Origin of the sequence: Oleiagrimonas sp. MCCC 1A03011, assembly GCF_003267965.1 — a bacterium.
Classification (GTDB): Bacteria; Pseudomonadota; Gammaproteobacteria; order Xanthomonadales; family Rhodanobacteraceae; genus Oleiagrimonas; species Oleiagrimonas citrea.
The window spans coordinates 475,781-489,192 of the sequence record NZ_MSPY01000001.1 but is presented as its reverse complement, the minus strand read 5'-3'; the positions used below and the strand labels follow the sequence as shown (position 1 = coordinate 489,192).

Genomic DNA, 13,412 nt, shown 5'->3' with positions numbered 1-13,412 from the left:
GCGCTACCGGTCGGAAAGGGAAGGGCGGGACACCGGCGTACCGGCGCAGTATGTCGGGGGACGGTGCGCGGCGCACATCACGGATGTTGTGCCTTCGCGGCTGCGTGGACGATGCCCGGCGGCAGGCCGCGCAGGCGGACGTGTCCCGAGGCGTCGCGGTCGACGACGATGTCGTAGCGCCTGCCGCGGTAGTCCACGTTGCGCAGTGTCATGGCTTTCCATGACGGCGGCAGCACCGGCGGATACGCCGCGGTCAGCCCGCCGTGCTCCAGGCGCAGGCCGCTGAGGCCGTACACCAGGCTCTGCACGAAGCCGGCCGAGGTTGCCAGGATGTAGCCGGCGTTGTTGGCGCGGGTCTCGGTGCGCACGTTGAACGGCGGTTTCAGGAAGCCGTGCAGGTTGTGGTCGATCCAGTAGCCGGTGCGCTGGGCGTCGCCGAGTTCGGCTTCGGCCACGGCCAGCATCACCATCATCATCTCGTTGGGATCGTCGCCGTGGGTTTTCAGCTGTTCGAGCTGCCAGGCCAGGTCGTTGCGGCGCACCGTCGGCGTCATCGGCAGGTCCAGGTTCGGATACATCAGCCAGGCCAGCGACGAGCCCATCCAGGTGATCTTGTCGTGCGGCGCGGACGGGTCGAAGTCGTAATGACGCTTCGCCTTCGCATCGAACGGGACGTACAGGGCATCGGCGATGGTCGCCCAGCGCGGATCGGCTTTCGCGCCGACGATGTTCGCGGCGCGCGTGGCGATGCGCAGCGCTTTGCGTCCGGCGGCATTGGTGAAGCTGTCGTTGGGCACGTCGTCGTAGGCCTCATCGGGCGAGGTGACGTGCAGGATTTCGTAGCGCTTGGCGGCCTTGTCCCAGGTGACGCGGCTGGCCCAGAAGCGGGCCACGTCGCGGATCACCGGCCAGCCGGTGCGGCGCAGCCAGGCGCGGTCGTCGGTGGCGAGGTAGTACTGCCACTGCGCGATGGCGACGTCGGCGTTGACGTGGATTTCGCGCCAGGCCTCGTGGGCGAAGTGCGGTGTGTTGTCGATGCCGGTCTGCGGATCGGCTTCCCACGGATACATCGCGCCCTTCACGCCGAATTGTTTGGCGCGGTCGAGCGCCTGGGGCAGCGTGCGGTGGCGGAACATGACGATGGGTTTGGCGCGCTCGGGATGCAGCAGCAGCAACGCCGGGAACACCCAGGAATCGCTGTCCCAGAAAGCGTGGCCGGCGTAGTTCGGTGTCAGCGCACAGGCGCCCATCGGCCAGGCGGTGCCGGTGGTGGTGTTGGACAGCAGGTAGTAGAGGTCCGAATGCACGGCCTTCTGCGCGCGCGGATCGCCGTCGATGACGATGTCGCTGCGCCACAGGCGATGCCAGGCGGCGCGATGTTCGGCCAGCAGCGCGCCGAAGCCGCGTTGGCGCGCCGTCAGCGCCAGCGCCCGGTCGGCCTGCGCATCGCCGCCCCAGCCCTGGCGCGAGGCGGCGACATACTTGACGAAAGTGTAGGTACGACCGGCCTCGACCTCGGCGGTCAGGTCCAGCGAAAGCCGGTGCGGCCCCTTGTGCAGCTTGAGCGAATGCACCGTCAGTCCGTCGGGCAGGGCCAGCGCCGCCGCCATCGCCATGCGCAGGCCGCGTACGGCCCGGCCGTCGACGCTCAGGGTGCGCGCCTTCGCATTGCCGCGCGTATCGAGCATGCGCGTGTAGCCCGGATACCAGATCGGCGCGCGATCGGCGGTCGGTACCGGCTTGTTGCCGAGATTCTGGCCGCTGGCGATCACGGCGTCGGTCAGTTGCGCGTAGTCCAGTTTGCCGATGGCGAAGCGCGGCGCATGCCGCGACCACAGCCGTAGCGGGAAGCGCAGTTTCACGGTGCCGTTGAAGTGCGGGGTGAGGGTGAAGCGCGTCGCCGCGAGATGCTTGTCGGCCTGACTGACAAAGGTGGTTACGCGCACGTCTGTGGCGCGGTGCGCGTAGTCGAAGCGGTAGCGCGTGCTCAGGGTGCCGTCGCGCATGTTCAGCGTCTGTGCGTAGTCGGCGAAGTGCCTGGCGTCCAGGCGCACGGCGTTGAGCCAGCCGCCGCCGGGGTTGTAGTCGACTTCGCTCCAGCCGGGGATGGCCGCCGGGCGCGAGATGTCGTCCTTGGTGTAGTCCATGAACGCGACCATGTAGGCGCGCGCCGGGCCGGTGCCGCGCGGCGTGCTCATGGTGGAGAAGTAGCCGTTGGCCAGGTAGGTCGGGAAGTAGTGGCCGAAATCGCGCTGGGTCGCGGTCAGGAGAAAGCTGTCCGGTGTCGCGGCCACGACTGGCGCGCTCATGCAGGCCAGGGCAAGCAGGCTCGACAGCAAGCGTGCGGAGGACGGTGGTCGCATGGGTGGACTCCGGCAGGTTGCGCTACGTCGTCCCTGGCGTCACGCGGAGAATCGGGCGGCGGGGCCGCAGGAAGAGGAAGCCCCGGACGCGTTCGGGGACGCGTCCGGGGAAAAAGCGGGGGAGACCCGCGATCAGAGCTTGTACTTGGCCTGCAGGAACACTTCGCGGCCGAAGATCGGTCGCACCATTTCCAGGCCGTTGCTGACGCCCGAATCGGTCACGCGAGCGTTGCCCTCGGTCAGGCCGATCTGGTTGGTCAGGTTGCTGCCCTGCAAACGGAACTGCAGATGCTGGCCGACGTTGGCGACCACGCCGGCGCCCAGCGTGTAGTACGACGGCAGCGGCTGCGAGTTGCCGATGTCGGAGTAGCGGAAGCCGACATGCGTGTAGGTCACGAACATGTTCAGATCGCCCCAACTGGTCGGCATGTCGTAGTCCGGCGTGAAGCGGAACTGCAGGCGCGGCTGGCGCTGCAGCACGTTGCCGTTGTAGTCGAAGCCCGGCGAGGTGCCGACCGCGGCCGAGTAGTAGTGCGCGTACACGCTGTCCTGCCAGTTGCCGGTCAGGTCGAACGACAGGTTGCGCGTCGGGCTGTAGCGCGCGGTGAAGTTCAGGCCGTGCGAGCTGGCGCCGTAGATGCTGGTGACGTTGTTGCCGTCGGCGGTGAACTGCTGGTACGGCACGCCCGAGAAGATGCGGCGGAACGCGGTCAGGCTGGTGTAGAACTGGCGGTTCTGGAACTTGAAGCCGGCTTCGAAGTTCTTGATCCGCTGCACGTTGGCCTGGCCGCTGCGCAAGTCGTCGAAGCCGGGGAAATGCACGCCTTCGTTGACGCGACCGTAGACGCTCATGTGCGGCGTGATCTCGTAGTTCGCACCGACGGTCCAGGAGCCGTGCGTGTGCGAGTAGCTGATCGGCGTGAACGAGCCGTTCTCCACGGCGGTATTGTTGTTGTAGGCCGTCAGCGGGTTGCCGTCCAGGTCCATGCTGGTGTCGTTGGACACGGTGCCGTCGGCCTTCTGGTGCTCGACGCGCCAGCCGGCGTCCAGGGTCCACTTGCCGAGCGTCCACTGGTCGGAGATGTAGCCGGCGACGTTGCGGCCGCTCCAGTTCTCGGTCAGCGCATAGAACGGTCCACTGATGACGCCGTTGCGCGACAGCTGCACGCCGTTGTTCAGCGAAGCGTCGATCAGGCGCGCGTTGTTCTCGGCCGTGACCAGCATGTTGTTGCCCAGGTACCAGTGGTCATCGGACGAGTAGCTGGCCAGATAGGTGCCCATGGTCAGGGTGTTGTTGTCCGACAGCTGCGTGCTGAGGCGGAACTCGTCGGAGAACGAGCGGATCTTCTTGTCGACCACCCAGAATCCCAGCGAGGCCACGGCCTGGTTCGGATCGACCATGCCGCCACCGTTGACGTAGGTGCCGCTGCCGCCTGTCGCCATGCCGCCGGCGGCGGTGACGATGTCCGGGTTGCCGTTGGCGTTGGCGATCTCGCCATTCAGATACTGGCTGAAGGATTCCGGCGAGAAGTTGTTGAACAGCGCGTTGGTCGGCATGTGGCCGGCGGTGACGTGGAACTTGTTGCTCAGCGTCCAGCCGTTGTCGAAGTACATATTCAGGTTGGAGCCGAACATGTGGATGTCGCTGCCGCGGCCCTTGGCCAGATCGGCATTGATGGAGCCGGGCGGGTTGCCGGGCGACACCTGGAAGTTGGCCGAGCGCAGCTCGTTGCTGGCGAAGGTGCCGGTCAGCGGATCGAAGTTCTGGAACTGCGACACGCTCTTGCCGTCGGCGCTGACGCGCACCGGCACGTCGGTGATGAACAGGTTCTTGTCGTTCAGCGAACGCGCGTAGAACATGATGTCGCCGTTGTCGAAATCGCGCGACAGCGTGGCGGTCAGCTGGCCGCCCTCGTCGGCCGGGAACTGCGGCGAACGCACGCCGTCGGAGGTGCGGTAGAAGCCGCCGACGCTGAAGAACCAGTTGTCCGAAAGCTTGCCGCCGTAGAAACCGTCGACGCGGTACAGGCCTTCCGAGCCGTAGGTCACGCCGATGTCGCCGCTCGGCTTGGCCGTGCCCTGACGCAGGATGAAGTTGGCGGTGGCGCCGATCTGGCCGTTGCCGTAGACGGTGGACGGGCCGCCCTGCAGTACTTCGACGCGCTGGATGGTGTCGTCGATGCGGAACAGCGAGCCGTTGGCCATGAACGACAGCGTCGGCGTCGGATACACCGCCGAGCCGTTCAGGGCGAAGGTCACGAACGGCGCGTCGCCGCCGCCCGGGAAGCCGGCCAGCTCGATGTTGGCGCCGGTCTGGCCGCCGCTGGACTCGGCCCAGATGCCCGGGACGATCTTCAGCAAGTCGGCGGAACTGGACGGGTTCGCCTTCTTGATCTCGGTGTCGTTGGCGGTGGTGATCGAGAAGCTGGCGTCGATCTTCTTCACGCCGGCATAGGTCGGTGCGCCGGTGACCACGACCTGTTCGAGGTCCTGCGTGGTCTTGGCGTTCGCCTTCTGCTGCGTGTTCTGCGCGGTGCCTGCGGTGCTCTGGCCGCTGTCCGCCGCGAAGGCGGGCGCGGAGACCAGCGCCGCGACGATGGCGGCCGAGAGAGCCAGTCGGGTCAAGCGAGTTTGGCGTTGCATGGTGCTACCTCCCCAATCGTTCTGTTGTGTCTAGTGTGGTTGTGGGTGTTGCGAATCCGGTCACGAGCGACGTTCGACTACAGCGTCGCGAAAGCTCCTAGGTCGAATGCGGCGATGCTCGGCAGGACGGCGTCGGCGTCGCCGAGCGTCTCGTACGAACCGATGCCGACGGCGCACATGCCGGCCGCACGAATGCTGGCGACGCCGGCCGCTGCGTCCTCGATGCCGAGGCAGGAGGACGGGGCGACGCCCAGGCCGGCCGCCGCGGCGAGAAAGATTTCCGGGTCGGGCTTGGAATGGCGGATGCGGTTGGCGTCGACGACGTGGTCGAACAGGTCGGCGATGCCCAGGCGTTCCAGTAGTAGCGGCGCATTGCGGCTGGCCGAGGCCAGTGCGATGCCGAGTCCGGCCGCGCGCACCGAGGCGATCGCCTCGCGGGCACCGGGCAGCAGGTCCTGTGGGCCGAACTGCTCGATCCGTTCGCGGTAGTAGCCATTCTTGCGCGCCGCTAGTGCCTCGCGCTCGGCGTCGTCGAACGCGCGCGGGGCCTGTTCCAGCACGATGTCCAGCGAGGCGCGGCGATCCACGCCCTTGAGGCGTTCGCCGATGTCGTCGGCCAGCGGCACGTCGATCTCCGCGGCCAGGCGGCGCCAGGCGGCTTCGTGCACGCCCGCGGTGTCGGCGATCACGCCGTCCAGGTCGAACACGACGGCCTCGAAGCGGCGCGGGAAGACGGTCGGCGCAGGTGCCGCGGCGGGCAGCGGACGCGACACGGTGTGGTTGCCCCGCAGGTCCAGTGTCTCGCCGTGGTGTTCGATGCGCAGGCGGTCGCCCTCGATCAGGGTGTAGTGCGCGCCATGCGCATCGACGGCGACACGCAGTCGTGCGCCGTGCCAGGTCAGGCCGAAGCGGTAGCCGTTCCACGCGTTGGGAAGACGCGGCGCCAGAATCGGGTGGTCGGCATGCAGGCGCAGGCCGCCGAAACCCCAGGCCAGGGCCTGCCAGCTGCCGGCCATGGCGGCCAGATGCACGCCATGCGCGGCGTTGCCGTGCGAGTCGTCGAGGTCCACGCGCAGGGTGTCGAGGAAGTAACGGTGCGCCTTCTCGACATCGCCGACGTCGGCGGCCAGTACGCTGAAGGTCGAGGCCGACAGCGTCGAGTCGTGCACGGTGACGGCCTCGTAGTACTCCAGATTGCGGCGCTTGGCGATGCGGTCCACGTGCTCGCCGGCCAGCACCAGCGCCAGCACCACGTCGGCCTGCTTGCAGACCTGGTGGCGGTACAGGGTGAGTGGATGCATGCGCAGCAGCAGCGGATGCTTCTCGCCGCCGTCGTCGCGGTGGGGCAGGCGCGGTTTGTCGAGGAAGGTGTCGTCCTGCGGGAACACGCCGGTGGCCTCGTCCACGGGCAGGTACATGGCGTCGGCGGCGCGTCGCCACTGCCCGGCCTCGTCTTCGCGCAGGTCGATGCGTGCAGCGAGAGCAGCGTGGGCGTCCGGGTGATTTTCCGCGAGCCAGCCGGCGACCTCGGCGGCGTAGCGCAGATGCCGCTGCGCCATGCGGTTGGTGTAGTGGTTGTTGTCGACCAGGGCGGTGTATTCGTCGGGACCGGTGATTGCGGCGATGCAGAAGGCGTGGCCGCGTCGCGGATCGTGATGGCCCACGTCGAGCCAGACGCGCGCGGTCTCGAACAGCATCTCCGCGCCGCAGTCGATCAGAAACGCTTCGTCGCCGGTGGTCTCGACGTAGGCGCGAAGCGCCCACGCCACGGCGGCATTGATGTGGTACTGCGCCGAGCCGCTGGGAAAATAAGCCGAGCACTCGTCGCCGCTGATGGTGCGCCAGGCGAACAGCGCGCCGCGCGGGTGATTCATCTCGCGAGCGTGGCGACGGGCCGGTTCGAGCACCGAATGGCGGTATTCGAGCATGCTGCGGGCCAGCGCCGGGGCGCTCGCCAGCATCGCCGGAAGCATGAAGATTTCGGCGTCCCAGAAATAGTGGCCTTCATAGCCCTCGCCGGTCAGGCCCTTGGCGGCGACACTGGCGCTGCCATCGCGGCAGGTCGACTGGAACACGTGGAACAGGTTCAGGCGCAGCGCCTGTTCGGTGGCCGGATCACCGTCGATGGCCAGATCGGCGGCATCCCAGAAACGCTGCATCTGATCGGACTGGACTTGGCTCAGCGCGTCGTAGCCTTCGGCGGCGACTGCTTCCACGTCGGCGATGGCCCGGTCGGCCAGTTCACCGGCTTCAACGTTTTTGCCGGGGCGCGTCCAGGCGTAGGCGACGTATTTCTCCAGCGTCACGGCTTCGCCGGGGGCGAGGTGGTGCGTGAAGGTCTGGCCCACGGTGTCCGCGCCCTGATCCAGCTGGGCTTCGTCCGCGTTGGGGTGGCACTGCGCGCAGGCCAGCTGGATGTCACTGTGCGTGGTGCGCTGGGTCAGCCATGCGCTGGCCTCGCGCACGCCGAGGTCAGTCACGCGCAGTCCGCCTTCGACGCGCGTGCCGAAACGCGGGTCGTCACCCTGCTCGGCGGCGTCGCGCGCGCTTTTCAGCTGCGAGCGCAGTGTCAGCGTGCCGGTGAAGTCCACCGAACGCACCCGATAGCGGATTGCCAGCGCGGCTCGGTGCTGCAACGGAACCAGGCGCTCGGATTCGATCTCCAGCGTGGCACCCTGCGGCGAGCACCAGCGCAGGCGGCGGTGGTAGCGCCCATGCCGCAGGTCCAGGCGACGCTCGAAGTCGAGCCATTCGCCGGCATCCAGGTCCACGGCTTCACCGTTCAGCTCCAGGGCGATGCCGATGCCGTCGGCGATGGGCAGGCGCGTGTCCGTGGTGCGGGCGAAGCCGGGAAAGCGTTCGTGGTATTCGATCGGCGTGCGTTCCCATACGCCGCTGAGGAAACTGCCGTGGCTGGCGCCGCGGTCTTCTTCCAGCCCGGCGCGCACGCCGAGGTGGCCGTTGGCGAGGGCGAACAGGCTTTCGTCCTGGGCGAAACCGGCGCGGTCGCTACGACGGCGAACGAACTGCCATGGATCGATCGATGCCGTCTGGGTCTCCAAGGCGTCGCTGGCGTCGGGCGTCGTGGCCTCGTGCATGTCTTCGTCTGCTCCCCGGTTCCGATGTCTGGTTCGGGTGAGTGCATGCCACGAAAGCATCCCCATCCCGTGAATGATCGGCGAGCATACGTCCGAATGATATCGATATCAAGTTATCGATATCATTTCTCGCCGGCCATGCGGAAAACAACGCCGGCGCATGTGCCGGAAGCCATGGACGGCAGCGGCGCGAACGGTAATACTGGCTGGCGGGGCCGTCCGGCCACGGATCGGGTATCCGGGATAGACCGTTGACACGAAGCAAGAAGAAACAACCCAGCGCACCGCGTCCGGGCCTGACCATGGCCGATCTGGCCGAGTTGGCCGGCGTATCCAAGATCACCGTTTCCCGCGCGCTGTCGGACAGCCCGCTGGTGAACATCCGCACGCGTACCCGCGTACAGGAGCTGGCGCGCGAGCACGGTTACAAACTGAACGTCAACGCGCGCAATCTGCGCCTGCGTCGCAGTCACACCATCGCGGTCATCGTCGAGATGATGCCCAGCAGTGACCGCACCATGTGGGACCCGTACCCGCTGACTTTGCTGGGTGGTATTTCCCAGGAGCTGACTTCGGCCGGCTACAGCGTGTTGCTCACGACCCGTCAGGGATCGACCGCCGCCGCCGTGCAGGCCGCCGACGGCGTGATCCTGCTGGGCCAGGGTGTGCGGCAGGAGGCTGTGCGCCTGTACGACAAGCTGGGGCTGCCCATGGTGGTGTGGGGCGCGAAGTCGGAAAGCGACAAGCATGTCGTGGTCGGGAGCGACAACCGCCACGGCGGCATTTCCGTGGCCGAGCGCTTTGTCTCGATCGGCCGGCGCCATCCGGTGTTCATCGGCAACCCGGACCATCCCGAGATCGCCGAGCGTCTGCACGGTTTCGTTGATGAACTGGCGCGGCACAACATCAAGCCGCTGCTGCTGCGGCGTGACGAATTCACCTTGTCGTCGGGCGTCGACGCGGTGCATTCGCTGGCGCGGCGCAAGGTGCGTTTCGACAGCATCTTCGCCTGCAGCGATCTGCTCGCCATGGGCGCGATCCGCGCGCTGGTCGAGCTGGGGCATCACGTGCCCAGCGACGTGTCCGTGGTCGGTTACGACGATTCGCCGCTGGGCGCCAGCTTCCTGCCGCCGCTGAGTTCGGTGCGGCAGAACTGGCAGGAGGGCGGCATGCTGCTGGCGCGCAAGGTGCTGTCACTGGTCGAGGGCAAGCCGGCCGAGTCGGAAATGCTGCCGACAACGCTGGTGGTGCGTTCGACCTAGCGTCACATCGCCTGGGTCGGGGCGCGATCAGCTGTCGCTGGAGACCGGCGCCTGCGCCGGCGGCGCCAGGGTGATGCGGAAGCAGCTGCCGCCGCCGGCGACCGGCACGTATTCCAGTTCGGCCTGGTTGGCGTCGCACATCTGCTTGCACAGGTACAGGCCCAGGCCGGTGCCGTATTCGTGCGTGGTGTAGAACGGCTCGAAGATCTGCGCGGCAACCTTGGTCGGAATGCCCGGTCCGCGGTCGACGACTTCGAGCAGCGGCGGGCCGGCGTCGCTGGCGGCGCGCGAGATCAGCATCACTCGCGCCGGCTCGCCGGGCATGCGGCCGTAGCGCAGGGCGTTCTGCACCAGGTTCCAGATCACCTGCTGTAGGTGCTGCGGATCGATCACCGCCTCGACCGCCGTCGGCTGCACGATGGCGCGCAGCGAATCGCTGCCCAGGTCGTTGCTCTCGGAGTATTCCTCGACGAAATCCAGTGCCCAGGCGTTGAGGTCCAATGTCTCCGGCCGCGAGCGCTCGCGGCGGGACAGTTGCAGGATGTTCTCGATGATCTCGTTCAGGCGGCTGCAATGGTTGTTGATGATCTCGACCATGCGCTGGTCGGCGTCGACCAGATCCTCGGACTCGGCCAATAGCTGCGCCGAGTAGCGGATCGCGGCCAGCGGGTTGCGGATCTCATGCGCGATCGACGCCGAAAGGCGGCCCAGCGAGGCCAGCGTCAGCTCCTCGGCGCGGCGCGAGACCAGTGACGTGTCGTCGAGGAAGATCAGGATGTTGGAATCGTCGTTGGCGGCCAGTCGCGTGAAGCGTGGCACGACTTCCGGGACGCCTTCGGCCAGTGCGATGGCGGTCTCGTCCAGCTTGTCGTAATGCCGCCAGTGGAACAGGCGGCGGGACAGCTCCGGCGCCAGCGTGCCCAGGTCGCGCTGGTTCATCGGCGGACTGCCGAGCAGCATCCAGGCCGATTCGTTGAACTGGTGCACCTGATTGCCATCGTCGACCAGCAGCACGCCGGTCTTCATGCGGCGGATGATCAGTTCGTTGACCTGGGCCAGGTTGGCCAGATCCAGGCCGCGGCGCTGAGCCAGCTCCTCGGAGGCACGCATCTGCCGGCCGAGGATGTTGCACATGCCGGAAGCGGCCAGGTAGACGATGCCGAACAGCGCGCTTTCCAGTAGCTCGCCGTCGAAACCGTTGAACTTGGTGGCGAAGAAGACTTGTGCCAGCAGCCCCAGCGCGGCTACCGCCGCGAAGAACAGCGCCAGGCGCATCGGCAGAACCAGTGCGGCGCCGGCCAGATTGACCATCAGCATCATGGCGATGCCGATGCGCGCGTTGTGCATCGCCAGGACTGCGGCGATGGCGATGAGAATGTCCAGACTGATCGCCACCGAGGTATACAGCACCGGGTGCGTCAGCCAGGCGCGGGTGCGCAGCAGGGCGATGACGGCGTAGACGACGGCGACGATGGCCACGATCTGTGCCACCGCGGGGTGGTCGGGGTTGAGCCATTTGCTGCCGGTGGTGCCGTAGGCCAGGAGGCCGTAGACCAGGGCCTGGGCGAGTCGGAACCAGTTGAGGAAATACAGTTCGCGGCGAGCCATGCTGGCGCTGGACATACGATTCCCGTGGCGTGAGGCAGTGGAGCAGGCGCCGTCTGAGGGCGGCTTGAATCTCGCTGAAGTATAGCCGTGCCGGGCATTTGAGCGCGTGTTCGACAGCACGTATGCGCAAAGGCCCCTTTCCATCGCGCGGCGGTTCTTGGACAATAGTGGGCTGTCGCGCGCGGATTCGCCAGGGCTTCCCGCCCATTCCCGCCGCCGTGCATCCATCGCCGTCGCCGTGCCCGCGCTCTCCGCGCCCGCCGCCCGACTGCGCGTTCCACGAACGTTCGAGGTATCGAATGAACTTTCACGAATATCAGGCAAAAGAGCTGTTCGCGCAGTACGGTGTGACCGTGCCGCCGGGCAAGGTGGCCGATTCGGCCGACGCCGCCGTGGAGGCCGCCAAGGCCCTGGGCGGCAGCCAGTGGATGGTCAAGGCCCAGATCCACGCAGGCGGTCGCGGCAAGGCCGGCGGCGTCAAGTTCTGCAAGAGCCTGGACGAGGTCAAGGCCGCCGCGGCAGCGATGCTCGGCACCAACATGGAAACCTACCAGTCCGGCGGCCGCGCGCTGCCGGTGAACCTGGTGCTGGTCACCGACGCCACCGACATCGCCCGCGAGCTGTACCTGTCGGTGCTGGTCGACCGCGACACCAAGTCGATCTCCTTCATCGCCTCCAAGCACGGCGGCGTGGACATCGAGCAGGTCGCCAAGGACACGCCCGAGGACATCCACACGATTGCCATCGACTACGTCGAGGATCTGCAGCCGTACCAGTGCCGCCAGATCGGTTTCGCGATGGACCTGAACGCCAAGCAGGTGCGTCAGCTGACCGGCATCATGATGGGCCTGTACAAGCTGTTCAACGAGAAGGACCTGTCGCTGGTCGAGCTGAACCCGCTGGCGGTGCTCGAGGACGGCAGTCTGGCCGCGCTGGACGGCAAGGTGAACTCCGACGACAACGCCGAGTTCCGCCATGCCGACCTGAAGGCCATGCGCGACCTGACCCAGGAAGATGCGGCCGAGGCGGCTGCGCTGCAGCACAACCTGAACTACGTGACCATGGACGGCACCATCGGCTGCATGGTCAACGGCGCGGGTCTGGCCATGGCCACCATGGACGTCATCAAGCTGGCAGGCGGCGAGCCGGCCAACTTCCTCGACGTCGGCGGCGGCGCCACCAAGGAGCGCGTGACCGAGGCCTTCAAGCTGATCCTGTCCTCGGACAAGGTCAGTGCCATCCTGGTCAACATCTTCGGCGGCATCGTGCGCTGCGACCTGATCGCCGAGGGCATCATTGCCGCGGTCAAGGAAGTGGGCCTGCAGATCCCCGTGATCGTGCGCCTGCAGGGCACCAACGTCGAGAAGGGCCGCGAACTGCTGGCCAACTCCGGCCTGGCGATCACGCCGGCCGACGATCTCAACGACGCGGCGCAGAAGGCCGTCGCCGCGGCGAAGTGAGGAGCATCAAGGCATGAGCGTACTTGTCAACAAGAACACCAAGGTGATCGTGCAGGGCTTCACCGGCCAGCAGGGCACCTTCCACGCCGAACAGGCGATCGACTACGGCACCCAGATCGTCGGTGGCGTCACTCCGGGCAAGGGCGGTGAAACGCACCTGGAGCGCCCGGTCTTCAACAGCGTCTCGGAAGCCGTTTCCGAGACCGGCGCCAATGCGTCCGTGATCTTCGTGCCGCCGCCGTTCGCGGCCGACTCGATCCTGGAAGCCATCGACGCCGGCATCGAAGTCATCGTCGCCATCACCGAGGGCATTCCGGTGCTGGACATGCTGCGCGTGCGCAACGTGCTGGACGCGCATCCGGAAACCGTGCTGATCGGCCCGAACTGCCCCGGCATCATCACCCCGGGCGAGTGCAAGATCGGCATCATGCCGGGTCATATCCACACGCCGGGCAACGTCGGCATCGTGTCGCGTTCGGGCACGCTGACCTATGAAGCCGTGTTCCAGACCACCAACGAGGGCCTGGGTCAGTCGACCTGCATTGGCATCGGCGGCGATCCGATCCAGGGCATGAACTTCATCGACTGCCTGAAGCGCTTCCAGGACGATCCGCAGACCGAGGGCATCATCATGGTCGGCGAGATCGGCGGCAGCGCCGAGGAAGACGCGGCGGAGTTCATCTCCGAGTACGTGACCAAGCCGGTGGTGTCGTTCATCGCCGGTGCGTCCGCGCCTCCGGGCAAGCGCATGGGCCATGCCGGCGCCATCATCTCCGGCGGCAAGGGCACGGCCGAGGCCAAGTTCGCCGCGCTGGAGAAGGCAGGCGTGACCACGGTCAAGTCGCCGGCCGACCTGGGCAAGGCCCTGGCCGAGCGCATGAAGTAAGTCATCGTCCGATCGATGGATGATGGACGAAGGCCGCGGCTTGCCCGCGGCCTTCGCGTATGCGGCGCGGCGCCCATCGGGCCTGCATTGCA

The 13,412-nt window shown here is 67.0% G+C and carries 6 protein-coding genes and 2 pseudogenes; 3 read left to right on the top strand and 5 right to left on the bottom strand.

Features of this window, described 5'->3' with window-relative positions; translation table 11 throughout:
- Positions 1 to 77: 77 nt before the first annotated feature.
- From BTJ49_RS02225 to pgmB, 4 genes and pseudogenes are all read right to left on the bottom strand, one after another.
- Complete coding sequence (locus BTJ49_RS02225; RefSeq protein ID WP_113063711.1) at positions 78 to 2,363, bottom strand: glycoside hydrolase family 65 protein; 2,286 nt, start codon at positions 2,361 to 2,363, stop codon at positions 78 to 80.
- A 132-nt stretch (positions 2,364 to 2,495) separates the two neighbouring features.
- Positions 2,496 to 5,006 (bottom strand): TonB-dependent receptor, encoded by a 2,511-nt coding sequence (locus BTJ49_RS02220; RefSeq protein WP_113063710.1) that lies wholly within the window; start codon positions 5,004 to 5,006, stop codon positions 2,496 to 2,498.
- 97 nt (positions 5,007 to 5,103) lie between these two features.
- Positions 5,104 to 5,247, bottom strand: a pseudogene (locus tag BTJ49_RS15930) (IS701 family transposase); the annotation flags it as partial.
- A pseudogene (pgmB, locus tag BTJ49_RS02215) lies at positions 5,225 to 8,104 on the bottom strand (beta-phosphoglucomutase); the annotation flags it as partial. The pseudogenes BTJ49_RS15930 and pgmB, both read right to left, overlap by 23 nt.
- Positions 8,105 to 8,406: 302 nt before the next feature.
- On the opposite strand from pgmB, the gene BTJ49_RS02210 reads away from it, so the two are divergent.
- On the top strand, positions 8,407 to 9,366 hold the full coding sequence (locus tag BTJ49_RS02210) for a LacI family DNA-binding transcriptional regulator (RefSeq protein ID WP_113064012.1): 960 nt from the start codon (positions 8,407 to 8,409) through the stop codon (positions 9,364 to 9,366).
- Positions 9,367 to 9,393: 27 nt separating this feature from the next.
- Here the strand turns inward: BTJ49_RS02210 and BTJ49_RS02205 are convergent, their stop codons facing one another.
- Positions 9,394 to 10,989: a HAMP domain-containing sensor histidine kinase gene (locus BTJ49_RS02205; protein WP_113063708.1), complete on the bottom strand. Its 1,596-nt coding sequence runs from the start codon at positions 10,987 to 10,989 to the stop codon at positions 9,394 to 9,396.
- A 284-nt stretch (positions 10,990 to 11,273) separates the two neighbouring features.
- Here BTJ49_RS02205 and sucC point away from each other — a divergent pair, with 284 nt between their 5' ends.
- Complete coding sequence (gene sucC, locus BTJ49_RS02200; protein WP_113063707.1) at positions 11,274 to 12,434, top strand: ADP-forming succinate--CoA ligase subunit beta; 1,161 nt, start codon at positions 11,274 to 11,276, stop codon at positions 12,432 to 12,434.
- 13 nt (positions 12,435 to 12,447) lie between these two features.
- Positions 12,448 to 13,320, top strand: coding sequence for a succinate--CoA ligase subunit alpha (gene sucD / locus BTJ49_RS02195; RefSeq protein ID WP_113063706.1), 873 nt, complete (start codon positions 12,448 to 12,450; stop codon positions 13,318 to 13,320).
- Positions 13,321 to 13,412 lie beyond the last annotated feature (92 nt).

What these genes read in the sequence shown, in the direction of transcription:
- BTJ49_RS02210 (WP_113064012.1), top strand. Translation starts at nt 8,407, where the DNA reads ATGGCCGATCTGGCCGAGTTGGCCGGCGTATCCAAGATCACCGTTTCC.
- BTJ49_RS02225 (WP_113063711.1), bottom strand. Translation starts at nt 2,363, where the DNA reads ATGCGACCACCGTCCTCCGCACGCTTGCTGTCGAGCCTGCTTGCCCTG.
- sucD (WP_113063706.1), top strand. Translation starts at nt 12,448, where the DNA reads ATGAGCGTACTTGTCAACAAGAACACCAAGGTGATCGTGCAGGGCTTC.
- sucC (WP_113063707.1), top strand. Translation starts at nt 11,274, where the DNA reads ATGAACTTTCACGAATATCAGGCAAAAGAGCTGTTCGCGCAGTACGGT.
- BTJ49_RS02220 (WP_113063710.1), bottom strand. Translation starts at nt 5,006, where the DNA reads ATGCAACGCCAAACTCGCTTGACCCGACTGGCTCTCTCGGCCGCCATC.
- BTJ49_RS02205 (WP_113063708.1), bottom strand. Translation starts at nt 10,989, where the DNA reads ATGTCCAGCGCCAGCATGGCTCGCCGCGAACTGTATTTCCTCAACTGG.